This is a genomic window from Aliarcobacter butzleri (genome assembly GCF_900187115.1).
In the GTDB taxonomy this organism is placed as follows: domain Bacteria; phylum Campylobacterota; class Campylobacteria; order Campylobacterales; family Arcobacteraceae; genus Aliarcobacter; species Aliarcobacter butzleri.
In genome coordinates, this window is the sequence record NZ_LT906455.1 from 470,355 (window position 1) to 493,320 (window position 22,966).

Sequence of the window (22,966 nt, forward strand, 5' to 3'; positions counted from 1 at the left end):
TCACTGAAACTAAATAATAGGTTTTTAGTTAAATAATTTTATTTGAGGAGCAAAAGTTGAATTACAAAAGATTATCAAAATTTGGGATGAAATCTTTAGTTTTATTAGCAGCTTTACCTTTATTTGCAGTTGATGCACAAAAAGGTAAAGAAGTTATTGAAAGTAAATGTATTGCCTGTCATACAGGTGATTTAAAAGATGGCTTAAGTCGTATTTCTGATCAAAGAAAAACACCAGAAGGTTGGTATATGACAGTAAAAAGAATGCAAAGGGAACATGGCTTATCTATCACAAAAGCTGAAGAAACAGATGTTATTAAATACCTTGCAGATTATCAAGGTTTGACTCCTGATGAAATAAAACCTTACTCTTATGTTTTAGATAAAAAACCAAATGTTCAAGAAGAGGGTAAAGATGAATTATTAACTCAAATGTGTGTTAGATGTCACTCAGAAGCAAGAATTGGTCTTCAAAGAAGAACTGCAAATGAATGGAATAGTTTAGTAAATTATCACGTTGCACAATTTCCTTCTTTTGAAGTTCAAGCACAAGCAAGAGATAGAGATTGGTTTGGTGTAGCTCAAAATGAAGTAGTACCTTATTTAGAAGAAAATTTTGGAAAAGATAAAGAAAAATTTGAGAAATATAAAAAATCATTAAAAAATTATGAATTACCTAAAAAATGGATAATGTCTGGACATACTCCAATAATTGGTGATTTTACAGCTAATTTAACACTAATGAAAAGTGCAGATGAATCTTATGGAATGCTTATTGATTATAAATATGCAAATGGAAAAGAGTATAAAACAACTGGTGTTGCAATAGTTTATGGAAAAACAGAACTTAGAGCTTCTTTTGAAGTAGATGGAGTTAAATATAGACAAATTTTACATATTGACCCAAAAACAAATACTCTTGAAGGAAGAATGTTTGAAGTACTTCATTCTGAAAATGGTTCTACTTTAGTAGGAAAAGAAAAAGATTCAAAAGAGACAACATTAGTAGCGGTTTATCCAAAAGCTGTAAAAGCTGGAGAAAAATCTACTATTTCAATTGTTGGTACAAATTTAGTTGGGGATGTTAAATTACCAAGTAGTTTAAAAGTTTTAAAAACCATTAAACACACAAATAATGAAATTGTATTAGATGTTATTGCGCATAAAAATGTAAAAACTTTTGATAGAAATATTTCAATTGGTGCAAAAACATTTAAAAATAGTTTAGTTGTATATGACAAAGTTGATTATATAAAAGTTACTCCTGATTATGCAATTTCAAGAATTGGTGGAGAAGAAGGTAAAGATAAAATCTTAAAAGAGTATGCAACTTTTGAAGCAATTGGGTATTTAAATGGGAAAGATGGCAAAAAAGAGACAGCAGATGATATTGAATTAGGTGTATTACCTGCAACATGGAGTTTAGAAGCTTACGATGAACAAGCGCAAGAGGATAAAGATTTAGAATATGTTGGTCAAATAGATGCTAATACAGGAAAATTTACTCCAAGTGTAGCTGGACCAAATGAACAAAGAAAATTGATGACAAATAATGCTGGAAATATAAGTGTTGTTGCAACATATAAAGATGGAAAAAAAGAGTTGAGTGAAAAATCTCATATGATTGTAACAGTTCCTAAATTTGTGAACCCACCAATTAATTAAGAATTTATCATGAGTATCAATAACTATAATTTAATAAAAACAAATTATCATATTTTAGAAATAGATTCAAAAGAGTTCTTATTTCATATACCAACTTCTTCAGTTTTTGAGTTATCAACTGAAAGTGCAAATCTTTTAAGAAAGATGGAAAATAAAGAAGAGATAACAAAAGATGAAGAAGAGATAGTTGAAGAGTTTAAAGAGCTAAATATTGTAGGAAGCAGATTTTTTGTAAAAGAAGAAGAGACAAAAATAGAACATTTTCCTGCAAAAGCTCTAGTTTTAAATGTAACTTCAGGATGTAATCTTAGTTGTACATATTGCTATAAAGCAGATTTAACATCTTTAAAAAATAGTGGTCAAATGACTTTTGAAATTGCAAAAGATGCTATTGATATGTTTTATAAAGAATCTCCATATTTAAAAGAGTATTCAATTACTTTTTTTGGAGGTGAACCTTTGAGTAACTTACCTTTAATCAAACAAATTATTGCTTATGCAAATGATTTTTTTGAAAGTAAAGGTTTAAAAATTGGTTATTCAATGACATCAAATGCAACACTTTTAACTGATGAGGTTATTAGATATTTACATGAAAGCAAAGTTGATTTAACTATTAGTATTGATGGTCCAGAATCTCTTCATAACAAAACAAGAGTATATGAAAATGGAAAAGGAAGTTATGAAAAAGTAGCTAAAAATGTGGCAAAACTATTGGATATTTATAAAAATAGAACAGTAGGTGCAAGAGTTACTTTAACAAGAGGAGTAACAGATGTAAAAACAATTTGGAATCACTTAAGATATGACTTAAAATTCAAAGAGGTTGGTTTTGCTCCTGCAACTTCAGGCGATAATGACTTTTTTAATTTAAGTGATAGTGATTTGAAAAAAGTTTTTGCAGGATTTAAAGAGTTAGGTGAAGATTATATTAATGAGGCAATTAAGGGTAATTTTAATGGTTTTTCAAATCTTCATCGAACAGTAATTGATATTCATGAAGGAAGAAAGAAAAAATTACCTTGTGGAGCTGGAGTTGGATTACTTTCTGTTTCATATAAAGGTGATATAGATTTGTGTCATAGATTTACAGGTTCTGATTATCCATCTTTTGGAAATATAGAAAAAGGTCTTGATAAAAAAGCTTTAGGGAGTTTTTTAGAAAAAAGAGCAAATGAAAAAGATACAAGTTGCCAAACATGTAGAATTAGAAATCTATGTGCAGGTGGTTGTTATCATGAAAGTTATATCAAATATGGAACACCTGAAAAATCAGTGTTACATTATTGTGATGATATGAGAAATTGGATTGATTTTGCAGTAGAAGCATATATAAGAATAAAAGCAAAAAATCCAGAATTTTTTACAAAATATTTTAAATAAGGAAAAGAAAATGAAACATTTAAAACCAATTACACCAAAAGCTAAACTTTTAGAAGAGGCTTTAAAAGAGGGAAATGCAAATGAAGTAGTTGCAATGTCAAGTGTTGTGGGATGTGTTACAACATTTGATCCAGGTTGGGAAGTAGATAGTGATGGTGGAGTTGCTAGTCTTTGTCAACCAATGGAAGCAGATTTATATGGATGTTCAGATCCTTGTTGGTGGCCAACTCAAGTTCCTGATACTTCTTCTAGTTATAAAAAATGGAGTGAAAAAGCTCCTGCAACAAAAGATGACTGGCGAGAATTAGAAAATGTATATCCAAAAATGTAAATAGAAAGGTTGTTAGTATGTTAAATAAAAAATTTATAAAAAGTGGTTTAGGATTATTAAGCTTTTCATTAATTTTATCATCAAGCTTAAGTACAAACTTAAATGCAGCAAATGTTAAATTAAAATCAAATCACGATTATTTGGTTACAGTTACAAGACCAAATAATATTGCTTTAGTTGATTTAGAAAAAAATGAGATGATAAATGAGTGTAAAATAGATGAAGCTTTCTCTCCAGGAGCAATAGTATTATCTCCAAATAATAAAGTTGCATTTATTTTAGGTGAATATGGAGAAGAAGTTGCTGGTTATGAAATAGAAACTTGTAAAAAAGTATTTCATACTTCTTTAACTCAAGGAAATATTAGAGCAAAATCTCTGTTTGGTTTATCAGTTAATGAAGATGGAACAAAAGTTTATGCAATTTATAATAGAACAGAGATGTTAAATGATAGATATAAAGTTTTACCTCCATATTTTTCAGTTTATAATGTAGCTGATGGATTGAATGCAAAACCAGTTAAAAGTTTTGAGATGCCAAGACAAACAACAGTTGTTTCAACTGGAAAAGATGGAACAGTTTATGTAGTTGGTTCTGATTTATATAAAGTAAATCCAAAAAGTGCTGAAATAAATGTTGCAAAAAAAATAGTTAAATGGGGGAAAGAAGGGTTTAGTGACCTTGATTCTGCTGCAAACTATATAATAGGACAACAAACAGGAGATTTAACAGCTTTATATGCGACAGTAAAATATGATGACCCAAAAAATCCATCAGAGGAAGAAGGAACTACATATTGGGGAATTACAAGTGTTGATTTAAATACAGGGGAGATAATTCAACAAGAAATTTCAGAATATGAAACTTTGATGTTTACAGCAATTAGAAGTCCAAAAGATCAAAATATCTTATACGGAGTTTTAAATGATTTAACAAAGTTTGATATAAAAGAACAAAAAGTGTTAAAAAGAGTTATAACAGATCATACATATTATAGTGTTGTTCCATCAGTAGATGGTGAAAAATTATATCTTGGTGGTTGTTTAAATGATATTGCAATTTATGATGCAAATAGTTTAGAAAAACTTGGAAATATTAAATTATCTGGAGATATGGGTTCAGCTGCTCTTCAAGTATTTAAAACAAAATAGGCAAACTTTTTAGTATGTTTAAAAATATTATATATCCTCTCTTAAAGAAAAATAAGAGAGGGTTTTTTGTCATCTTCTTTTTTTCCATTCTTGTCTCTCTTGGTGGAGCAGTTCAACCATATATTATGCAACACATAATTGATAATGCTATTTTAGCTTCAAATATAAATCAGCTTATTTTTTTAGTTTCTATCTCATTCTTTCTTACTATTTTTGTTATGATAATAAGTTATATAAATGAGATTTATTACACAAAAAATTCAATGAATATTTTATTTGAATTTAGAAAAATAGTTTTTAATAAACTATTTTTACATGATAAAACTTTTTTAAACAAATATCATTCAGCAGATTTGATGTCACGAGTTCAAGGTGATATTAGTGAACTTCAAAGGTTTTATACTGATAGTGTTTTCTCACTATTTTCAACTATCATTAGTCTTGTATTTATCTGTTTTATTGTCTATTCATATAATATAAAACTAATGATACTTATACTTATATTTTTGCCAATAGAGTTTTTTTGTCTAAAACCTCTATATCCACATATTCAAAATAGTACAAAAACTATGAGAGAATCAACTTCAAATATTGGCAAATTTTTTATAGAAAATTTTAGATATATGTTAACTATAAAAAATCTTGGAGCAAAAGAACAAACTTTAGAAAAACTTGATTTTATTCAAGATGATTATAAAAATGTTGTAATAAAAAATAAAAAAATTAATCTACTTTTTTCTCAAATCCCAGCATTTATTTCACTTCTTGGAAAAACTATCATTGTATCTTATGGTGGATATTTGACGATTAAAGGTGAACTAAAAATTGGGGAACTTTTTGCATTTTTGACATATTTTACTATGATTTTAGCTCCTGTTCATACGATATTAGGAGTTATAAATAATTTTCCAAAAGTAAAAGTAAGTCTTAATAGAGTGCTTGAAATATTACCAAAAGAGAAAGATAATATAGAATTAAAAACAACAAATTTTGATTTAGTTATAAAAAATTTAGAGTTTTCTTATTCAAACAATAAAATATTTGAAAATTTAAATCTTTTTATAAAAGAGAAAAGCAAAATCGCAATTATTGGAAAAAATGGTACAGGTAAAACTACCTTTGCTGATTTACTTTGTGGATTTTTAAAAGCTAATAATGGAGATATTTTTATAGAAAATGAAAAAATAGGAGAGAATGATTATATAAATTTCTCTTCATATTTAGTAAAGTTAGAACAAACTCCAATTATTTTTGATGATACTTTAAAAAACAATCTTCTTTTAGCTAAAAACAGTGCAAAGGAAGAGGAGTTAATAGATTGTTTGAAAAAAACAGGTATGTGTAAGTGGTTTAGAAATTTGCAAAAAGGTTTAAATACAAATCTTTTAGAATCAGGAGGAAATCTTTCAGGTGGTCAAAAACAAAGATTAGCTCTTTCAAGATTGATTTTACTAAATCCTAAAATCATAATTTTAGATGAATTTACTTCCTCAATTGATGAAAAAGATACTATTTGGTTTTATGAAAACATTTCAACAATTTTTCCAAACTCAACTATTATTGCAATAACACACAACTTAAATATGTTGAGCCATTTTGATAAGGTTTATTTACTTGAAAATAAAACTTTAAAGGAGTACAAAAATGTCTAAAGAAGTTTTTGTTGCACTAATAGATAGTGGTTGCAATTTTGAAACTTATGAAAAAATTGCCATACATATAGAAAACAATAGAATAAAAATTAAAAACCAAAATAATATAAATTTTGAACATGGAAATGTTATTGGAAACATCATAAAAGATGAAAACATAAATATTTATGACATTCAAGTTTTTAATGAAAATTTATCAACAACTCCTCATCATATTTTTGGTGCATTAAATTATCTAAAAGATAAAAAAGTTGATGTAATAAGTATGAGTTTAGGTCTAAAAACAAACTATAAAGAGATTGAAGAGTTATGTCGTGAATTTATAAAAAAAGGTGTTGTAATCATCTCTTCTTATCCAAAATCTGGGCAAGAATTTGTTTATCCAGCTTCTTATGAAAATGTTATAAAAGTAACTTCAGAAGGAAAATGTATGGATGATAAAGTAGTTGTTTTAGATAAAGAAAAACTATTTTTTGGTGCAAATCCTTTTTCAACTGTAAAAAATGTTGCAGGTTCAAGTGTTGCAGTTGCAAAATTTACAAAAGAGTTTTGCTCTTATATAAAAAAGGGTTTTAGCAAAATTGAAATAATCGAAGAGTTTTCAAAAAGGATTATTAAGTGAATAGTAATAAAAAAATAGTTGTACTTGGTGCTGGAATTGCAGGTAGTTCTACTGCTATTGGACTTAAAAAATTAGGTTTTGATGTAACTGTTATTTATAAAAAAAGACCATTTACCGCTTACGAAGGATTTAGCCAAAAAACAAAAGAGGGACTTATCTCATTAGGTTGTATAAAAGCTTCAAAACTTTTAGTTGAACAATCTTTACGAAACTCAAATTGGGCAAGTAAAACACATAAAGTAAATTATGAATTTGTTGTAAATAGAAGTATATTTGATAAAAGTTTATTGGAAGATTTAAAAGAGTATCAAATAAAAATCATTGAAGCAAAAGTTATTGGTTCAGTTGATTATTTAGATGAAAAGCCAAAAATCGTTTATAAAATAGATGAAAAGAAATACGACTTAATTGCAGATTTTGTTGTTGATGCAAGAGGAAGATTTACACCTTTTAAAGATGAATATATTTGTGGTCCAAAAAGTTTTTCTCTTTTACAAGAGTTAGAACTTGAAGATATAAATGAAAATCAAACTTCTATTGATTCAGTAAAAGATGGTTGGATTTGGCAAGCTTATGTTGGAAATAAAAGAGGATATATTCAGTTTTCTTGTGATGAAGAACTAGCAAATAAAGTTAATTGTTTTGAGGATATGCTAAAAATTTTGCAAGAACAAAATATAGAACTTTGGAGTTTAAATAACTATAAAGTTGTTGGAAAATTAGTAAAAAGAGACTCATTTTGTAAAATTCATAAAAAGATAATAAATAATAAGATGATGTTAGTTGGAGATAGTGCATCAAGTATTGACCCACTTTCTGGAAATGGTGCTTTTCAAGCTATGAGTATGTCAAGTATTGCTCCATTTGTAATAAACACAATTTTAAATAAAAGTGAAATAGAACAAAAAGTTGCAATTGATTTTTATAAAAGTAGAGTAGAGTTTATCTTTGATAAGTTTACAAAAGTTGGAAAAGAGTTTTATATATTAGAAAAAAGATTTAATACTCTTTTTTGGCAAAATAGACAAACTTGGCCTCAAGATAAAAATGAATTAGAAAAAAAAGTTCCAAGAATAGAAAAAAAAGCAGTTGTAAAAGATGGTTTTGTAAATGAAAGTGAGGTAGTAATCACAAAAGATAACCCTTTTGGTGCTTGCTATTTTGGAAATATTGAAATTATAGATTTAGCTAAATATTGTTTAGAAAACAGCTTTGAAAAATCTTTGGATTATTTTGATATTTTTTGTAAAGAAAGAAACGTCCCACTTCAAGTAGGCAATTCTTTAAAAAATTGGTGTATAAAAGAAGAAATCTTAGGATAAAAAGAGTATTAATAACTCTTTTTATCCGCACTTTTTAAGAACTCTTTTTGGAATCTTACTATTTTGTTTCTTCCTGTTTCTTTTGCTTCATATAAAGATATATCTGCATATTTGATACATTTCCAAATTTGGTCAGCATCATCAGGGAAGAAAGAGTATCCAATACTTACAGTTTTACTAAATGCTTGCCCATTATAATTAAATACAAGTTTTGCAAACTCTTGATTTATTTTTGTTGCAAGTTCTCTTGCACTACTTTCAGTTGGGTTTTTCATAATAATTAAAAATTCTTCTCCCCCAAATCTAACAATAAACTCATTTTCAGAAATAGAAGCTTTCATCGTATCTGATAATTTTTGTAATATTGCATCACCTGCATCATGTCCATAAGTATCGTTTATCATTTTGAAGTAGTCAATATCTAAAAACATAATTGCAAATTTTGAACCATCTTGAGATTCGTGAGGCAATTTCTTCTCAATAAATTCGTCTAAATATCTACGATTATAAAGTCCTGTTAATCCATCAACTAAATTTTTTTCTCTTAATGCATCCATTAAAAGTTTACTTTCTAAAATAGGTTTTGTCTCTTCTAAATATTTTTTGATTATTCCTATTTGATATTTAGTATTTTGTAAACTATCTTTATCTTTACAAACTATATGAATAACAATATTTTTTTGCTCATTTATTAAAAATGGAATACAAATATGATTTGTTTCACCTGAACATTTTGCAATTCTACAAATCTCAGGGAAGTTTTCTGAAGAGACAATCGTATTTGTTCTTTCAGCTCTACAACCAGATTTTATACCTTTTGAAATAACGCAACAAGGTTTTTCTACTTCTATTAGTGGATATATTGTTTTTCTTTCATCTTTTATTAAATCTGTTTCAAAAATATAAAAAGATTCAATATTTAGTTTATTTTTCAAAACTTGAATTAATCTATAAAAAATATCTTCTTTTGTTAAATCTGTTTCGATAGTTTTTTTATAGTTGTAAATTTCAGTTATATCTTCAATAATCTCTTTTGCTGTTAAAAGTTTATCATTACTAAAAATTGTAGCTCTATTATGAACAAATGATGTAAGATTTTTTTCAATACCTGTTAAGACTGTTTCAAGTTTTTCGATTAATTCATTTAACCAGATTGAAGCTTCTTTATCCTCTTTTAATACACCTTCTTTAACTCTAACTGAATAATCACCTTCATGAACTTGTTTTAAAGTTTCAGTTATAGAATCAAATGAGTTTGTAAAAGGAGTTATCTTTTTTCTTAAATATATTAAAATAAGGATTAAGAAAACTGAGATTGTCGCAACAACATTTATCAATATAACAATATTTGAAATTCTATCTTCTTGAATATCAAAAGTTAAAGAAATAGCACCTAAAACTTGCCCTTCTTGTGCATTATGACATGACATACAATTAGGTTTATCAAGAGATGAAGCTGTATATGGAATAGTGATTCTTAAAGTAGCATCTTTAAAAGTCTCATTTACAATAACCTTTTCTTTACCATTTTTTAGTACATCTAAATCGATATTATCTCTTGCTTTTTCTGTTGCTAATAAAGAATTTCCAAATTGTTCACTAACACTTTTTGACCTCACAACCCAAAGTTCTTTAATTCCTTGTAAGTTATTTAAGCTACTTAAAAAAGTATCTCTTTGATGCATAGTACCATTTATCATATGGCTAGTTAAAGAATTTTTTACTAACTGGGCAGTTAAATAGGCTCTTTTTTTTGCTCCGTCATATCCACTATGTCTCGAGCCAAGTGCAACTAATATTATTATAATTACAGCAAGTATCGAAATCATAGTAAAAATTATAAGAGTAATTTTTTTATTCGAGCTCATATTTTCCCCTTCTTATTTCTAAAATATAATAGCATAAAATTATTTTTGTTTTAATAATTTTTATATATATTTATAAAATTTTGAAAGCTTCTTCTAAATCTAAAGTTCCTTCATAAAATGCTTTACCTACAATAACACCAGAAATATTTCCATTTGCTTTACAATTTATGATGTCTTGAATATCTTTTACTCCACCACTAGCAATTGTGTCAACACTACTTGCAAGAGCAATAGACTCCGTAAATTCAACATTTACTCCACAAAGCATTCCATCTTTACTAATATCTGTACAAATAATCGCTTGAACACCTGCATTTGCAAACTCACGTGCAAGATCAGTTGCTTTCATAGTTGAAACTTCTGCCCAACCTTCAACTGCAACCATTCCATTCATCGCATCAATTCCAACAGCAATTGGATATTTTGAAGCCATTTTTTTTACAAAAATTGGATCTTTTACTGCAATTGAACCAAGAATCAGTCTATCAACACCAAGTTCAAGGTACATTTTGATAGTTTCTTCATCTCTTATTCCACCACCAAGTTCAATTTTTAAATTGCAATTTTCTCTAATTTTTTTGATTTGCTCTAAGTTTGCAGGTTTTCCAGCAAATGCTCCATTTAAATCAACAATATGAACCCATTTTGAACCTAATTCTTCAAATCTAAGTGCCACTTGCCAAGGCTCATCAGAATAGATTTTTGCGCTATCCATTAAACCTTTACTTAGTCTTACTGCTTTTCCATCTTTTAAATCAATCGCTGGTAATATATCCATTAACAAAATCCTTAACTACATAAATTTTCTATTGTTTCTTCTATTGTTTTAAATTTGAATTCAAATCCTAAATCCAATAATTTTTTTGGAATTGCACTTTGTCCATCTGTTAAAACACGTGCTCCTTCACTAAAAATAAGTTTTAAAACAAACTCTGGTACTGGAAGTATAGTAGGTCTTTTTAGTGTTTTTCCTAAAGCAAGAGTTAGACCTTTATTTGTTGTTGGTGTTGGTGCTGTTAGGTTAAATACTCCATGATAATCGTTTTCTATAACGAATTTGTAAGCATTTAATAAATCATTTATATGAATAAAAGAAAAAGCTTGTTTTCCACTTCCTATTGTTCCACCAAGACCAAATTTAAATGGAGTAATCATTTTTTGTAATGCTCCACCATCTTTTCCCATAACAATCCCAAATCTAAAAATAGCAACTTTTGTTGCCTCACTTTTTGCTTTTAAAGCTCCTTTTTCCCAATCTTGACAAAGATTTGATAAAAAATCATTTGAAAAAGAGCCATTTTCATCATAAATTGATTTATTATCATAGATTCCAACAGCAGAAGTTGAAATAAGTAATTTTGGTTTGTTTGAAATACTACTTATTGCATTTACTATTTTTGAAGTTGTATCAATTCGGCTAGAATAAAGAAGTTTTTTATAAGTTTCACTCCATCTATTTATGATATTTGCACCTGCAAGATTTATCACAATATCAGTAGAATTTAGTACTTCTTCTAATTTACTTTTATTGTTTAAAATATCTCTTGATAAAGGTACGATTTTATACCCAAAGCTTGAGAAAAAGTTTGTTAAACTTGTTCCTACAAATCCATTAGCACCACTAATTGCAATAGTTTTCATACAAAATCCTTTTTTTTAAATTAATTAAGGCTCATAAAATTCTTCAAAATTTTCAATCCATTATCGTGAGATTTTTCAGGATGTGGTTGAAAACCATAAATGTTATCTTTGTTTACTGCACTTGCAAATTCATATCCATAAGTTGTTTTACCAATTATATTTTTTTCGTTCGTTACGGCGTGATAAGAGTGAACAAAATATAAATATGGATTATGAAGTCCTTCAAATAAAAGGTGTTCTTTATTTACAATTGTATTCCAACCCATGTGTGGGATTTTGAAGTCTTCATTCATTTTTGATTTATCAAATTTTACTACAACTCCATCAATTAAACCCAAACCATCTGTATGACCAAATTCTTGTGAACTTTCAAATAAAAGTTGCATTCCAAGACAAATTCCAATCATTGGTTTTCCACTTTTTGCAAATTCTAAAATAGCTTCGTTCATACCTGTTTTGATTAGATGTTCCATTGCATCTTTATATGCTCCAACACCAGGTAAAATAACTCGATTAAAATTTTTTAAATCTTCAGGTTTTTTAACAATAGTTGCCTTTGCATCAAGTAAATGACAGGCATTGTAAACACTTGCCAAATTTCCCATATTATAATCTATTATTCCAATCACTATTTTAGTCCTTTAACTTAGTTCCAATTTCAATAAATTATACTAAAGTTTTGCATCAGCTAGGGTTAAAGAAAATAATATTTGATTATTTTTTTTCTCCAAAGCTTTTTTTGCTTGAATTATTGTAGTTCCCGTTGTGATTAAGTCATCACATAAAATTACAAATTTATCTGAGAGGTTATTTATTTGAAATTTTCTTGAGTTTTTTTGTCTAAATTCCAAATTTTTTCCTGCATATTTAACTATATTTGTAGCTTTTAATGAGTTGTATTTTGGTTTGATTATTTTTGATTTTAGATGTTTTGCCAAGATTGCGCAGTGCGAAAAATCATGTCTTGTATGGTCATCAATAGGAATGGCTAAAACTTCAGAAGGAAAATCAAAATTTAATGCAAATTTAGCAAAAGAGAGTTTTGCCAAAATATTAAAAACTCTATCTCCATAAAAATAGTATTTTGAGTTTATCAAATCTTCAAGTTCGGATAAAGAGTAAAAAGAGTAGTTGAAAAATCCATCTTCTATTTCTCTTTTATGAAAAGATGGTACTAAAAGATTTTTTTGACAATCTTTGCAAATAATTTCAAATGATAGGTTTTTACAAGTTAGGCAAATCATGAGATAAATAGTATCATATATTATGTATCTTTTCTTTTTAGTAAAGAAAAGAAACAAAAGAAAAGCGTTCGCTATTTTTAAAATGCTCACATTTTAAGAGCGTAGTTCAGATTTTGATATAATGATTGAAATTATTTAGAAGGAAACTTATGGATTTAACAATAATTGGAACAGCATTTTCTCATTTAAAAACATCAATGGATATTGCAAAACTTATTAGCGATAGTGCTAGTTCTTTAGGTGAAGCAGAAACGAAATTGAAATTGGCAGAATTAATTAGTTCTTTGGCAGATTTAAAAATGGAACTTGCAGATATTAAAGTGGATTTAATTGATAAAGATGAAGCAATTAGAGAATTAAATGAAAGATTAAAAGAAAAAGAATCTTTATCTTTTGATGGTAAGTTTTATTTAAAAGAAGGTGATAATATTCCATTTTGTCCAATTTGTTGGGAATCAAGTAAAAAATCAATTCATTTAATATTAAGAAATCATTATGGATATGGAAAATATCAAGAATGTGAAGTGTGTAAGACAAAATATTATATAGAAGAATAGATATAATAGATAAATTTTTAAAATAGAGTTTTAGATTTTGAGTGAAGTTCAAGAAAAAGAGAGAATTTAAAGCGCAACGTACTAAAAGTACGTGAGCATTTAAATTATTAATTTGACAAAGAAATTTGCCAAAAGATGAAATTATATTTTTAAAACTGCCATAAATGCTTCTTGAGGTACATTAACTTTTCCAATGGCTTTCATTCTTTTTTTACCAGCTTTTTGTTTTTCAAGAAGTTTTCTTTTTCTTGTAATATCTCCACCATAACATTTTGCAGTTACGTTTTTCCCCATAGATTTTACAGTTTCTCTTGCAATAATCGTACTTCCAATACTTGCTTGTATTGCAACTTCAAAAAGTTGTCTAGGAATAAGTTCTTTTAGTGCTTTTACAAACTCTCTTCCTTTTGAAACAGCTTTATCTTCAGGAACTATTATTGATAAAGCATCAACAACATCTCCTGCAACTCTAACATCAAGTTTTTTTAAGTTTCCTGGTCTAAATCCAACTGGCTCATAATCAAATGAAGCATAACCTTTTGTAGTTGATTTTAGTTTATCATAAAAATCCATTACGATTTCATTCATTGGTAAATCATATTCTAGTAATACTCTTTTTCCAATATAATCCATTTTTATTTGGATTCCTCTTTTATCATTTAGAAGTTTGATAACATTTCCTAAAAACTCATCAGGAACTAAAATAGTAGCTTTTACATAAGGCTCAAATATTGTTTTTATATAATTTGGCTCAGGTAATTCACTAGGATTTTGAATCTCTATTGTTTCACCATTGCTTTTTTCAACTTGGTAAATAACAGTTGGTGCAGTTGCTATCAAGTCTAAATCAAACTCTCTTTCTAATCTTTCTTTGATAACTTCCATATGAAGCATACCTAAGAATCCTGTTCTAAAACCACTTCCAAGTGCCGCTGAACTTTCAGGTTCAAAAGAGATAGAAGAGTCATTTAATTTTAATTTATTTAAAGCTTCTCTTAAATCTTCAAATTTATCAGTTTCTATTGGATAAATTCCTGCAAATACAAAAGGTTTAGCTGGTTCAAATCCATCAATTGGCTCTTGTGTTGGTGTTTTTGCATCAGTCATCGTATCACCAACTGCTATTCCATCAAGAGTTTTAAGACCAAGTACAACAATACCTATTTCACCAGTTTTTATCTCATTTGCATCTTGTCTTCTTATTGGGTGTGGATACATCAAACTTAATACTTGATGTTCAACTTTTGTATTCATAAGTTTTATTTTTTGACCTTTTTTGATACTTCCATCGTAAACTCTTACAAGTGCTAAAGCTCCAAGATAGTTATCAAACCAAGAGTCATAAATAAGTGCTTTTGTTGGAGCATCTTCATCTCCTGTTGGTGCTGGAACTCTATCAACTATTGAATCAATCAAGTCTTTTACTCCAAGACCAGTTTTTGCAGAAATTAAATTGTGTAAAGTACAATCAAGTCCAATAGCTTCTTCAACTTCTTCTAAAACTCTTATAGGATCAGCACTTGGTAAATCTATTTTATTAACTACTGGAAGTAACTCTAAATCATTATCCATAGCAATATAAACATTTGCAATAGTTTGTGCTTCAACACCTTGCGTTGAATCAACTATAAGTAAAGCACCTTCTGATGAAGCTAAAGAACGACTAACTTCATATGAAAAATCAACGTGACCTGGAGTGTCAATTAAGTTTAAAACATATTTTTGACCATCTTTTATATAATCAAGTCTAACACTTTGAGCTTTTATTGTGATACCTCTTTCTTTTTCGATATCCATTGTATCCATAACTTGTGAAGTCATTTCTCTATCAGCAATCGCTCCACACTCTTGAATGATTCTATCAGCTAGTGTTGATTTACCATGGTCAATATGTGCAATAATACTAAAATTTCTAATATTTTTTTGCAAGTTTTTTCCTATTAATTGTTTCTTGTTTTCTTAAAATTTAGCGATTATATCTAATTTATAGTAAGTTTTTTGTTAAAAAAATTTATTGTTATATTGACATTTTAACTAAAGTGATTTACAATTCCATATACCCTGCCCACTAGGGGTAGGGTATATGTAACTTAGGAGTTAAAAGTGAATGAAGAAAAACAAAAAGCTGTTCAGGCTCTTAAAACAGCAAAAGGACAAATAGAAGGTATTATAAAGATGCTTGAAGATGGAAGATATTGTATTGATGTATCAAATCAAATTTTTGCAGTTTCTTCTTTGGTAAAAAAAGCAAATTTATTAATATTGAAACAACATATGAATCATTGTGTTTTAGAAGCAGTAAATAGTGGTGATGCTAATAATAAAATTGATGAAATCACCCAAGTATTATCAAAAATTCTTGATAAATAATAAGGATATTTATGAAATCACAAAAATTTGACATAAAGGGTATGACTTGCTCTGCTTGTTCTACTGCTGTTGATAGAAATGTAAAAAAATTAGAAGGAATAAATGAAGTTAATGTCAACTTACTAAATAATAGTATGATTGTAAAATATGATGAAAATATACTTAATAATGAAACAATTATCAAAAAAGTTCAAGATGCAGGTTATGAAGCATTTTTAGTTGAAAATGGTAAAAAAACTCAAAAAAATTCAACAGAAGATAATCTTGGTAAAATAGAAACTAATGAATTGAAAAATAGATTAATTATATCTTTTATTTTTGCGATACCATTATTTTATATATCAATGGGACATATGTTAAATTGGTATCTTCCTCATTTATTTCATGGATATTCAAATGCTATAATTTTTGCTTTTACTCAATTTTTATTAGCTTTACCAATAGTTTTTATAAACATCAAATATTATAAAGTAGGATTTAAAACCTTATATAAAGGTTCTCCTAATATGGACTCTTTGATAGCTATTGGAACAAGTGCAGCTATGATTTATGGAGTATTTTCAATCTATAAAATAGGTTATGGTTTAGGAAATAATGATATAGATATGGTGATACAATATTCTCATGATTTATATTTTGAATCAGCAGCTATTGTTTTAACTTTAATAACACTTGGAAAGTTTTTAGAAGCAAGAGCAAAAGAAAATACTAGCGAAGCTATAAACAAACTTATAAATTTAACTCCAAAAACAGCTTTAGTTTTAAGAAATAATCAAGAGATTGAAATTCCTGTTGATGAACTTGTTTTAAAAGATATAGTTATTGTAAAACCTGGAAATATCGTTCCAACAGATGGTGTTATTATCTTTGGAAATAGTTCTATTGATGAGTCAATGTTAACAGGTGAGAGTTTGCCAGTCTCTAAAAAAGTTGGAGATAAAGTAATAGGTGCAAGTATAAATAAATCTGGTTCTTTCAAATTTGAAGTTACAAAACTGGGAGAAGATACAGTTTTATCACAAATTATAAAATTGATTGAAGAAGCAAGTTCTTCAAAAGCTCCTATTTCAAAACTTGCAGATAGAATAAGTGCTATTTTTGTACCAACAGTTATAGTTATATCAATACTTGCAACTGTTACATGGTTGTTTTTAGGATATTCATTTGAATTTGCTTTATCTATTGGTATTGCTATTTTAGTTATTTCTTGTCCTTGTGCTTTAGGACTTGCTACACCAACAGCTATTATGGTTGGAACAGGAAAAGGTGCTCAAAATGGAATATTAATTAAAAGTGCAGAATCTTTAGAGATAGCTCACACTATAAATACAGTTGTTATTGACAAAACAGGAACTATAACTGAAGGAAAAACTCAAATAACTGATATTTTTACAAGTGAAAAAATTACTCAAGATAAATTACTTCAATTATGTGCAACAATTGAAAAAAACTCAGAACACCCTTTAGCTGATGCAATATTGAAAAAAGCACAAGAAAAAGCAATCGAACTTTTAAACGCAACTGATTTTGAAGCACTTAATGGTTTAGGAATAAAAGCAAAAGTTGAAGATAGAGTTTTTTATATTGGAAATAAAAAATTATTAGATAGCAAAAATATCTCTTTAGATTTATTTTATGAAAAGAGTGAAAAGCTGGCAAATGAAGCTAAAACACCAATATTTATTGCAGATGAGAATGAAGTTTTAGGATTGATTGCTATTTCTGATGTTGTAAAACTAACAAGCAAAGATGCTATTTTAGAGTTTGAAAAAATGGGCTTAGAAGTAATAATGCTAACAGGTGACAATTATAAAACAGCAAATGCAATAGCAAAACAAATAAATATAAATAATGTAATAGCAGAAGTTTTACCTCAAGATAAAGAAAAAGAGATACAAAAACTTCAAAGTTTAGGTAAAAAAGTTGCAATGATTGGTGATGGAATAAATGATGCACCAGCTTTAGTTCGAGCAGATGTAGGAATCGCAATAGGAGCTGGAACTGATATAGCAATAGAATCTGCAAATATTGTACTTGTAAAAAGTGATTTATTAGATGCCGTAAAAGCAATACAATTAAGTAATGCAGTTATAAAAAATATAAAACAAAATCTATTTTGGGCATTTTTTTATAATATAATAGGTATTCCTTTAGCTGCAGGAGTATTTTATACAATATTTGGTTGGAAATTAAGTCCAATGTTTGCAGGTGCAGCTATGAGTTTAAGTAGTGTGACGGTTGTTTTAAATGCTTTAAGATTAAAGTTATTTGAACCAAGAATTAGTAAAAATTTATTAGAAAAAAACAATATTTCAAAAGGAGATAAAATGGAAAAAATTTTAAAAGTTGATGGAATGACTTGCGGACATTGTAAAGCAAGAGTTGAAAAAGTGGTTAGTGCAATTGATGGTGTTGATAGTGTTGAAGTTGATTTAGCTTCTAAAAATGTTACAGTTAAAATGTCAAAAGATATATCAGAACAAACTTTATCTGATGTAATAGTAGATGCTGGATACGAAGTTATCAAATAAAAATTAGGCAATAAAAAAGGGTTAGAAAATATTTTCTAACCCTTTAAAAAAGAAAAACAGTTAAATTATTTAACCATTACAGCTTCAACTCTTCTGTTTTCAGCTCTACCTTCAACTGTATCATTAGAAGCGATTGGTCTAGACTCACCATATCCAACAGCTTTAATTCTATCTTTTTCAACACCAGCTGCAACTAAAGCATTAACAGCAGATGTAGCTCTTCTTTCTGATAATTTTTGATTATAAGCATCTGTTCCAACTGAATCTGTATGAGCTTCAATGTTTGCTTTTAATTTTGGATCAGCTTTCATAACTTTTGCAAATTCATTAATTCTTGAATTGTAAGAGTCTTTAATTACTGATTTATCAGTATCGAAGTTGATATTTAAGTTAACTAAAGTCATACAACCAATATTGTCAACTTTTGCACCTTTCATTGTATTTGGGCATTCATCTAAATTATCAATAACACCATCACCATCAGAATCTTTTGGAGCAGCAACTGGAGTAGCAACTGGAGCTGGTTTTTCAGCAACTGGAGCTGGTTTTGAAACTTCTCCAAATGGAACTGATAATCCTACTGTGTATAATAATGTATTATCTCCATGATCAACTTCAATTAAATGTCTAACATCGAATTTTAAAGCTAGTCTTTCAGCTAAATTATATTTTACTCCTACACCGTAGTTACCAAATAAACCATTTTTATTGTCTTCAAATTCATTATCAAAGAACTCAACTCCAGCTCCAACTAATGTATATAAAGATAAATCAGAAGTTAAATCATAGTCTTTTACTAAGTTAGCAAATACTCTTGTTACTCCTGTATCTCTATTACTAAAGTTTCCTTTTCCATCAACGTCTTCAAGAGTTCTTAAAAACCCTAATTCTACTTGATCGATAAATGAATCAAATTGATTAAATCCAAAAGATAAACCAGCGTTAGCATAGTTTTTCTCTAAACCTGTATTTCCTTCAGTTAAAACTCCACCGATTAATGGAGTAATTTCATATTTGTAATCACTATTTGCAGCTAATGCTAAAGAAGCACAAGCAATTGTTGATAATAATACTTTTTTCATAAACTTTCCTTTCTTTAAAAAATTTTATTTCTAATAATAATTTTATGATAATTTTTATTAGAAGAATATTAACGAATAGTTAATTGTTAAAAATAGAATTAACAGATTCATTATTATGAATTCGTCTAATTGCTTCTCCTATTATTGCAGAAGCTGTTAATACTGTTATTTTTTTTATCTCTTTTTTTGCAGGGATAGTATCTGAAATTACAAGCTCATCAAGTTCACCTTTTTCAATTCTATCATAAGCAGGACCACTTAAAACTCCATGCGTACAACAAGCCATAACAGAAGTTGCACCTCTTTTTTTCAATACTTCTGCAGCTTTTACTAAAGTTCCAGCAGTATCAACCATATCATCTACTAAAATAACATCTTTACCTTTTACTTCACCAATGATATTCATAACTTCAGCAACATTTGCTTTTTCTCTTTTTTTATCAACTATTACTAAATCATAACCTAATTTATCTGCATATAATCTAGCTCTAGCAACTCCTCCAATGTCAGGACTTGCAATGATTGGATTTTTTAAATTTTTACTTCTTATATAGTTTACAAATAAAATTGAACCAAATAAGTTATCAGCTGGAATATTAAAAAATCCTTGTATTTGTGCTGCGTGTAAATCGATAGTTACAACTCTTGTAATTCCTGCTGCCTCAAGTAAATCTGCAACTAGTTTTGCACTAATTGGAACTCTTGGAGCTGCTTTTCTATCTTGTCTTGCATAACCATAATATGGAACAACAGCAGAGATAGATTTCGCACTTGAACGTTTAAGTGCATCTACCATTATTAATAATTCCATTAAATTATCATTAGTTGGTGCACATGTTGGTTGGATTATAAATACATCTTGTCCTCTAACACTTTCCGTGATTTGAACAGATATCTCACCATCACTAAATTTATTTAAAGTGGCATCAGATACAGGCATACCTAAGTATTCACCCACTTTTTTTGCAAATTCAGGGTTAGCTGAACCACTAAAAAGTTTAAAATTTGACATAAAAATTTCCTTACATTTGATTAAGAAGAAATATTATCGAAAATGTACTTAATAAATTTATTTTAAAGATTAATGAATAATTAACTAAAAATTAATTTAATCTTAAGCAAATAGCTTATACAATGATAATGCTTATCAATTATTAGTATTTTTTTGATGAAGTATATTTTTTATACAGAAAAACTAAGAAAAATTGTTTAATTGATAATATAATTTGATTGTTCTTCTAAAACAAAAAAATTCTAATTAAAAGGAAACACAGAATGAAAAGATTAAGTTTAATTACTTGTGGATTAGTTTTAAGTTCTTCATTTGTATTTGCAAATGAAGTAAAAACTTTTGATGATGCTTTTAAAAGTGGGAAAGCTTCAGGAAGTTTAGGATTATATGGTAAACATATTGATTATAGTGGTACACAACCTAGCTATGACCCAACTAAACAAGTAGGAAAAGCTGGATATTTAAATGGTAATGCTACTATTGGATATGAAACTGCATCTTTATATGGATTTAGTGCAAAAGCGGAATTCAAAGGTAATTTAGATTTAGGTGAAATCAATAACGATGATAGAAAATCTGGTATTGCACCTTTTGAAAATAATGCTTTAATGACAGAAGGGTATTTAAAATATGCAAATGATGCCTTTTTCGTAAGTGCTGGTAGACAAGCAATTGATCTTGAATGGTTAAGTGATTACCATGAAGCAGTTGTTGCAGGAATTACTGCAGTTCCTGATACAACAATAGTATTAGGATGGACAAAAAGAAAAGCTGAATCAACATCTGAATTAAGCGAAGATTTCTGGAAAATTAATGAAAATAAAGGTGCTTATGTAGCGGACATCAAATATACAGGATTTACAGGTGTTGAATTAAATCCATATTATTATTCTGCTCCAGATTTAGTTGATTGGTATGGTTTAAAAACTACATTTAGTACAGATTATTTTGGTTTAATTGCTCATTATGCTCAAACAAATGCTGATAGCAAATTTTTAATAGATACAGATGATGATAATATTACAGATACTCAAATGGAAGATGGTTCTATTGCTCATATTGAGTTAAATACTGAAATTGATGGATTTACTGCTGCTGTTGGATATATAAAAACTGATAAAGATGCTGGTGCAGGAGGAATGGACTTAGCAGGAGATAATATCTCTCCATTTGAAGATGGAAATCACAATTATGATCCTGATGCTAAAACTGTATATGGAAGTTTAGGATATACAATATCTGATGTTACTTTTGGAGCATTATACGGACAAACAAAATATGATACTAATAGAATCAAAGAAAATGAGTTAAACTTATCTGCAAGTTATGCATTTAGTGAATCTTTAGCAACTTCACTTTTATATGTAAATGTTGATACAGAAACTAGCCTTAATGATGAACCTGATTACGATAAATGGATTGCAACTATAGAATACACATTCTAATATAAAATAATTTAGGAGATTCTCCTAAATTATTAACTTAAAAAGCTACTTGGTACTCTCTATCCAAGCACTTCCAATTACTTTCTCTTCATGATAAAAAACAGCAAGTTGCCCCTTTGCAACTCCATAAACTGGTTCTTTTAAAGTGATATAAGCTTTTTCATCTTTTATTTGCACTTCACAAGGTGTTGAAACTGAACGATATCTTAGTTTTACATTACATGAAAATTTAGTATCATCAATAAACATATTTAGATTATTTCCAACAACTTCATTTACTTCTAAAGCTTCTTTTTTACCAACAACAATAGTATTATCTTTTGGATTTAGTTTTGTAACAAAGTGTGGCTCTTGAGCACCTTTAACTGTAAATCCTCTTCTTTTTCCAATTGTATAGTGTGCAAAACCTTTATGTTTTCCAACAACTTTTCCATTTTCATCTAAAACATCACCTTCTTGGTCAATGTTTGCATGTTTTTTTACAACATCAGTGTAAACTGTCTCAACAAAACAGATTTCTTGAGATTCACTTTTTTCAGTAATTTTTTTGTAAGCAACATCAAGCTTTGCACCAAATTTTACAATATCTTCTTTTTTATAAGTACTTAAAGGAAACATCATATATTTTAGGGCATCTTTATCTACTTGTGATAAAAAATAGCTTTGGTCTTTTGTTTTATCATCAGCTTCATAAAAAAACTTACCATCAGTTTTTGCGTAATGTCCAGTTGCTAAATATGAAGCTCCATGTTGTTTTGCAAAATCAAGCATAGCTCCAAATTTTATTTGACGATTGCATTTTACACATGGATTTGGAGTTGTTCCAGTTAGATAAGAATCAACAAAATAGTCATAAACTTCTTTTGAAAACTTATCAGCTAAGTCTAATATATAGTATTTGATATTTAAAAATTTAGCTACATCTTCAATATAACCTAAATTTTTTTCATGGTAACCGTCAGTTCGATTATGAAGTTTTAGATAAATTCCTTCAACTTCATATCCTTCATTTTGTAACATATAAGCAGTAACTGAAGAATCAATTCCCCCACTCATTCCAACCATTACTTTTTTTTTGCTCATTCTTTGCC

At 28.1% G+C, this 22,966-nt stretch carries 20 protein-coding genes; 11 read left to right on the forward strand and 9 right to left on the reverse strand.

Annotation, left to right across the window (positions count from 1 at the left end; genetic code table 11):
• Positions 1-56 precede the first annotated feature (56 nt).
• The 7 genes from peaA to qhpG are packed head-to-tail and all read left to right on the forward strand — an operon-like array spanning position 57 to position 8,125.
• Complete coding sequence (peaA, locus tag CKV87_RS02325; RefSeq protein WP_012012281.1) at positions 57-1,664, forward strand: quinohemoprotein amine dehydrogenase subunit alpha; 1,608 nt, start codon at positions 57-59, stop codon at positions 1,662-1,664.
• Between the two features lie 9 nt (positions 1,665-1,673).
• Positions 1,674-3,047 carry a quinohemoprotein amine dehydrogenase maturation protein gene (gene peaB, locus CKV87_RS02330; RefSeq protein WP_012012282.1) on the forward strand — a complete coding sequence of 458 codons (1,374 nt, stop codon included), beginning with the start codon at positions 1,674-1,676 and terminating at the stop codon, positions 3,045-3,047.
• 10 nt (positions 3,048-3,057) lie between these two features.
• On the forward strand, positions 3,058-3,378 hold the full coding sequence (gene qhpC / locus CKV87_RS02335) for a quinohemoprotein amine dehydrogenase subunit gamma (RefSeq protein WP_004510536.1): 321 nt from the start codon (positions 3,058-3,060) through the stop codon (positions 3,376-3,378).
• A 17-nt stretch (positions 3,379-3,395) separates the two neighbouring features.
• Positions 3,396-4,529, forward strand: coding sequence for a quinohemoprotein amine dehydrogenase subunit beta (gene peaD / locus CKV87_RS02340; protein WP_012012283.1), 1,134 nt, complete (start codon positions 3,396-3,398; stop codon positions 4,527-4,529).
• A gap of 14 nt (positions 4,530-4,543) precedes the next feature.
• On the forward strand, positions 4,544-6,181 hold the full coding sequence (locus CKV87_RS02345) for an ABC transporter ATP-binding protein (protein WP_012012284.1): 1,638 nt from the start codon (positions 4,544-4,546) through the stop codon (positions 6,179-6,181).
• A complete protein-coding gene (gene qhpE / locus CKV87_RS02350) occupies positions 6,174-6,803 on the forward strand; it encodes a subtilisin-like serine protease QhpE (RefSeq protein WP_012012285.1) in 630 nt (209 codons plus the stop codon). Before CKV87_RS02345 ends, qhpE begins: the two co-directional genes overlap by 8 nt.
• Entirely contained in the window at positions 6,800-8,125 is a 1,326-nt protein-coding gene (qhpG, locus tag CKV87_RS02355) for a flavin-dependent monooxygenase QhpG (protein WP_012012286.1), read from the forward strand. Before qhpE ends, qhpG begins: the two co-directional genes overlap by 4 nt.
• An 8-nt stretch (positions 8,126-8,133) precedes the next feature.
• Here the strand turns inward: qhpG and CKV87_RS02360 are convergent, their stop codons facing one another.
• The 5 genes from CKV87_RS02360 to CKV87_RS02380 all read right to left on the reverse strand — a co-directional run bounded on the left by CKV87_RS02360 (position 8,134) and on the right by CKV87_RS02380 (position 12,878).
• Positions 8,134-9,993, reverse strand: coding sequence for a GGDEF domain-containing protein (locus tag CKV87_RS02360; protein WP_012012287.1), 1,860 nt, complete (start codon positions 9,991-9,993; stop codon positions 8,134-8,136).
• Between the two features lie 70 nt (positions 9,994-10,063).
• Entirely contained in the window at positions 10,064-10,771 is a 708-nt protein-coding gene (gene hisA / locus CKV87_RS02365) for a 1-(5-phosphoribosyl)-5-[(5-phosphoribosylamino)methylideneamino]imidazole-4-carboxamide isomerase (RefSeq protein WP_004510542.1), read from the reverse strand.
• Between the two features lie 11 nt (positions 10,772-10,782).
• On the reverse strand, positions 10,783-11,634 hold the full coding sequence (locus CKV87_RS02370) for a TIGR01777 family oxidoreductase (protein WP_012012288.1): 852 nt from the start codon (positions 11,632-11,634) through the stop codon (positions 10,783-10,785).
• A 20-nt stretch (positions 11,635-11,654) separates the two neighbouring features.
• Positions 11,655-12,263 carry an imidazole glycerol phosphate synthase subunit HisH gene (gene hisH, locus CKV87_RS02375; protein ID WP_012012289.1) on the reverse strand — a complete coding sequence of 203 codons (609 nt, stop codon included), beginning with the start codon at positions 12,261-12,263 and terminating at the stop codon, positions 11,655-11,657.
• 42 nt (positions 12,264-12,305) lie between these two features.
• A complete protein-coding gene (locus CKV87_RS02380) occupies positions 12,306-12,878 on the reverse strand; it encodes a phosphoribosyltransferase family protein (RefSeq protein ID WP_012012290.1) in 573 nt (190 codons plus the stop codon).
• A gap of 149 nt (positions 12,879-13,027) precedes the next feature.
• Here CKV87_RS02380 and CKV87_RS02385 point away from each other — a divergent pair, with 149 nt between their 5' ends.
• Positions 13,028-13,435 carry a hypothetical protein gene (locus tag CKV87_RS02385; RefSeq protein WP_012012291.1) on the forward strand — a complete coding sequence of 136 codons (408 nt, stop codon included), beginning with the start codon at positions 13,028-13,030 and terminating at the stop codon, positions 13,433-13,435.
• 141 nt (positions 13,436-13,576) lie between these two features.
• Here the strand turns inward: CKV87_RS02385 and lepA are convergent, their stop codons facing one another.
• Positions 13,577-15,364 (reverse strand): translation elongation factor 4, encoded by a 1,788-nt coding sequence (gene lepA / locus CKV87_RS02390; protein ID WP_012012292.1) that lies wholly within the window; start codon positions 15,362-15,364, stop codon positions 13,577-13,579.
• A 174-nt stretch (positions 15,365-15,538) separates the two neighbouring features.
• On the opposite strand from lepA, the gene CKV87_RS02395 reads away from it, so the two are divergent.
• Together CKV87_RS02395 and CKV87_RS02400 are read left to right on the forward strand one after the other, a co-directional pair.
• Positions 15,539-15,805 (forward strand): metal-sensing transcriptional repressor, encoded by a 267-nt coding sequence (locus CKV87_RS02395; protein ID WP_004510548.1) that lies wholly within the window; start codon positions 15,539-15,541, stop codon positions 15,803-15,805.
• A gap of 11 nt (positions 15,806-15,816) precedes the next feature.
• On the forward strand, positions 15,817-18,336 hold the full coding sequence (locus tag CKV87_RS02400) for a heavy metal translocating P-type ATPase (protein ID WP_012012293.1): 2,520 nt from the start codon (positions 15,817-15,819) through the stop codon (positions 18,334-18,336).
• 65 nt (positions 18,337-18,401) lie between these two features.
• On the opposite strand, the gene CKV87_RS02405 is transcribed toward CKV87_RS02400, so the two are convergent.
• The gene (locus tag CKV87_RS02405) at positions 18,402-19,418 is read right to left on the reverse strand and encodes an OmpA family protein (protein ID WP_012012294.1); all 1,017 of its coding nucleotides are present in this window, start codon (positions 19,416-19,418) and stop codon (positions 18,402-18,404) included.
• 79 nt (positions 19,419-19,497) lie between these two features.
• Complete coding sequence (locus tag CKV87_RS02410) at positions 19,498-20,430, reverse strand: ribose-phosphate pyrophosphokinase (protein WP_004510552.1); 933 nt, start codon at positions 20,428-20,430, stop codon at positions 19,498-19,500.
• A 263-nt stretch (positions 20,431-20,693) separates the two neighbouring features.
• Between CKV87_RS02410 and CKV87_RS02415 the strand changes: the two genes are divergently transcribed.
• Positions 20,694-21,875, forward strand: coding sequence for an Opr family porin (locus CKV87_RS02415; RefSeq protein WP_012012295.1), 1,182 nt, complete (start codon positions 20,694-20,696; stop codon positions 21,873-21,875).
• A gap of 45 nt (positions 21,876-21,920) precedes the next feature.
• Here CKV87_RS02415 and mnmA read toward each other — a convergent pair whose 3' ends face one another.
• Positions 21,921-22,958 carry a tRNA 2-thiouridine(34) synthase MnmA gene (mnmA, locus tag CKV87_RS02420; RefSeq protein ID WP_012012296.1) on the reverse strand — a complete coding sequence of 346 codons (1,038 nt, stop codon included), beginning with the start codon at positions 22,956-22,958 and terminating at the stop codon, positions 21,921-21,923.
• Between the last annotated feature and the right edge of the window lie 8 nt (positions 22,959-22,966).

What these genes read in the sequence shown, in the direction of transcription:
- peaB (WP_012012282.1), top strand. Translation starts at nt 1,674, where the DNA reads ATGAGTATCAATAACTATAATTTAATAAAAACAAATTATCATATTTTA.
- qhpC (WP_004510536.1), top strand. Translation starts at nt 3,058, where the DNA reads ATGAAACATTTAAAACCAATTACACCAAAAGCTAAACTTTTAGAAGAG.
- peaD (WP_012012283.1), top strand. Translation starts at nt 3,396, where the DNA reads ATGTTAAATAAAAAATTTATAAAAAGTGGTTTAGGATTATTAAGCTTT.
- CKV87_RS02345 (WP_012012284.1), top strand. Translation starts at nt 4,544, where the DNA reads ATGTTTAAAAATATTATATATCCTCTCTTAAAGAAAAATAAGAGAGGG.
- qhpE (WP_012012285.1), top strand. Translation starts at nt 6,174, where the DNA reads ATGTCTAAAGAAGTTTTTGTTGCACTAATAGATAGTGGTTGCAATTTT.
- CKV87_RS02360 (WP_012012287.1), bottom strand. Translation starts at nt 9,993, where the DNA reads ATGAGCTCGAATAAAAAAATTACTCTTATAATTTTTACTATGATTTCG.
- hisA (WP_004510542.1), bottom strand. Translation starts at nt 10,771, where the DNA reads ATGGATATATTACCAGCGATTGATTTAAAAGATGGAAAAGCAGTAAGA.
- CKV87_RS02370 (WP_012012288.1), bottom strand. Translation starts at nt 11,634, where the DNA reads ATGAAAACTATTGCAATTAGTGGTGCTAATGGATTTGTAGGAACAAGT.
- CKV87_RS02380 (WP_012012290.1), bottom strand. Translation starts at nt 12,878, where the DNA reads ATGATTTGCCTAACTTGTAAAAACCTATCATTTGAAATTATTTGCAAA.
- CKV87_RS02385 (WP_012012291.1), top strand. Translation starts at nt 13,028, where the DNA reads ATGGATTTAACAATAATTGGAACAGCATTTTCTCATTTAAAAACATCA.
- CKV87_RS02400 (WP_012012293.1), top strand. Translation starts at nt 15,817, where the DNA reads ATGAAATCACAAAAATTTGACATAAAGGGTATGACTTGCTCTGCTTGT.
- CKV87_RS02405 (WP_012012294.1), bottom strand. Translation starts at nt 19,418, where the DNA reads ATGAAAAAAGTATTATTATCAACAATTGCTTGTGCTTCTTTAGCATTA.
- CKV87_RS02410 (WP_004510552.1), bottom strand. Translation starts at nt 20,430, where the DNA reads ATGTCAAATTTTAAACTTTTTAGTGGTTCAGCTAACCCTGAATTTGCA.
- CKV87_RS02415 (WP_012012295.1), top strand. Translation starts at nt 20,694, where the DNA reads ATGAAAAGATTAAGTTTAATTACTTGTGGATTAGTTTTAAGTTCTTCA.
- mnmA (WP_012012296.1), bottom strand. Translation starts at nt 22,958, where the DNA reads ATGAGCAAAAAAAAAGTAATGGTTGGAATGAGTGGGGGAATTGATTCT.